Origin of the sequence: Streptomyces recifensis, assembly GCF_002154615.1 — a bacterium.
Lineage (GTDB): Bacteria > Actinomycetota > Actinomycetes > Streptomycetales > Streptomycetaceae > Streptomyces > Streptomyces griseoluteus.
This window is the reverse complement of record NZ_MUNH01000880.1, coordinates 1-2,388: the sequence shown is the minus strand read 5'-3', so window position 1 is coordinate 2,388 and position 2,388 is coordinate 1. Positions and strand designations below refer to the sequence as shown.

1 protein-coding gene is annotated in these 2,388 nt (G+C 69.6%); it reads left to right on the top strand.

The window, feature by feature from the left end; all coding sequences use genetic code 11:
* Nucleotides 1-2,388, top strand: a 2,388-nt coding sequence (locus tag CCN33_RS30555) for a bifunctional YncE/alkaline phosphatase family protein (protein WP_086696512.1), incomplete at both ends; no start/stop codon positions are given.

Below are 2,388 nucleotides of genomic sequence, written 5' to 3'. Positions count from 1 at the left end.
CCGGCACCGCCGTCGCCGAGACCCGCCAGTTCGGCACCGACCAGGTCGGCCAGGTCACCCACAGGGGCCAGGTCGTCTCCGCCGACCAGTACATCGCCCCCTTCGGCGACCGCCTCGTCATCAACGACGGCAAGATCATGTCGTCGACGGTCAGCCCCGACGGCGGCCACGTCGCCGCCGCGGTCACCGACGGCGACGCAGCGCTGGTCATCGTGGACCTCGCGACCGGGCGGATCGTGCAGCGTGTGGGCACCAACGCCGCCGACGACCTGCGCATCGGCAGCGGCTCCGTCGGCCAGGAAGGTCCGACGTACTCCCCCGACGGCAAGCAGCTGTGGCTGGGCCAGGCCGACGGCTACACCAAGTTCACCGTGAACGCGGACGGCACGCTCGCCGACCCCGTGACCGTCAGGATCCCGGCCGACGGCAGCAAGCACGCCCTGGTCGCCGCGGCGGTGTTCTCCGCCGACGGCTCCACCGTGTACGCCGCGGTCAACGGCCAGAACCGGGTGGTGGCGATCGACGCGGCCACCGGGGCTGTCACCCGGAGCTGGGCGGTCGGCAACGCCCCGCGCGGCATGGCCCGGGCCGGTGACAAGCTCTACGTCAGCAACGAGGGCGGGCGGCCGGCGAAGGCCGGGGACTCCACACTCAACTCATACGGCACCCAGGTACCGGCCGACCCGAAGACCGGCGCCACCACCACCGGCACGGTCAGCGTCATCGACCTGGCCGACGCGTCCGCCGCGGTCGGCACCATCGACGTCGGCCTGCACCCGACCGCCGTGTACGCCCAGCGCGGCGCGGTGTTCGTCACCAGCACCGCCGACAACAACGTGTCGGTCATCGACACCGCCAACGACCACGTCGTGCAGACCATCTCCACCCAGCCGTGGCCGGAGGCCTCGGTCGGTTACGAGCCGAACGCCGTGACCCTCACCGGTGACGGTCACCTGCTGGTTACGCTCGGCCGGGCCAATGCCGTCGCCGTATACCGCTACAAGTCCCCGCAGGAGCCGGTCGGTTACCTCGGCCTCCTCCCGACGGACTACTTCCCCGCCGAGATCACCACCGTGGGCACGAAGGTCGTCGTCTCCAACACCCGCGGCATCGACGCCCGTCGCCCCGACAGCGCCGGCCACGCCACCCACGACACCACCTCCAGCCTGACGCAGTTCACCCTGCCCAGCGACCGTGTCATCCGCGCCCAGACCGCCAAGGTCTTCCGGCAGAACGGCTGGAGCGCCGGCTCCGTGGCACTGGCCAAGGGCCACCGCACCGCCGAGCCGCAGCCGGTCCCGGCGCGGATCGGCGACCCCTCGACGATCAAGCACGTCTTCCTGATCGTCAAGGAGAACCGCACCTACGACCAGGTCCTCGGTGACGTACCCGACGGCAACGGCGACCCGTCGCTGACGCAGTTCGGCACGAACGTCACGCCGAACCAGCACGCGCTGGCCCGGCAGTTCGGGCTGTACGACAACACCTACGACATCGGCACCAACTCCGCCGAGGGCCACAACTGGCTCATGCAGGCCGACAACCCCGAGTACACCGAGTCCTCGGCCGGCGAGTACGCGCGCAGCTACGACACCGAGGACGACGCCCTCGGCCACCAGAAGACCGGCTTCCTGTGGACGGGCGCACAGGCGGCCGGCAGGAGCGTGCGGAACTTCGGCGAGTTCCAGCAGTTCCTGACCAAGCCGTCGGGTGCCAGCTGGCAGAACCTGTACTGCGACGCCAAGAACATGAGCGCGACCGGCCAGGCCACCGCCTACCCCCTGAAGTCCTCCTCACCGATTCCCTCGCTCAACAGCGTGTCGGTACCCGGCTTCCCGAAGTTCGACACCAGCGTCCCGGACCTGTACCGGTACGAGATCTGGAACCAGGACTTCGAGAAGAACGGCCCGGCGAACCTGAACATGTTCTGGCTCTCCAGCGACCACACCGGTGGCCCGGCCGGCCCGGCCGCCCAGGTCGCCGACAACGACCTCGCCACCGGCAAGATCATCGACAAGATCTCCCACAGCAAGTACTGGAAGGACTCGGCGATCTTCGTCGTCGAGGACGACTCCCAGGCCGGCCTGGACCACGTCGACGGGCACCGCGCGCCGGTCCAGATCATCAGCCCCTGGTCTCAGCACGGCACCGTCGACAGCCACTACTACTCGCAGATCACGATGATCCGTACCATCGAGCAGATCCTCGGGATCCACCCGATGAACCAGAAGGACAGCGCGGCCACTCCCATGCGGGGTGCGTTCACCCGGCACCCCGACTACACGCCGTTCACCGCGCTGCCCAACCGCACCTCGCTGACCGACGGCCTGAAGACCCCGCCGCCCTGCGGCGTGGACACCCCCGCCGCCCAGGACCCCAAGGCGGCGG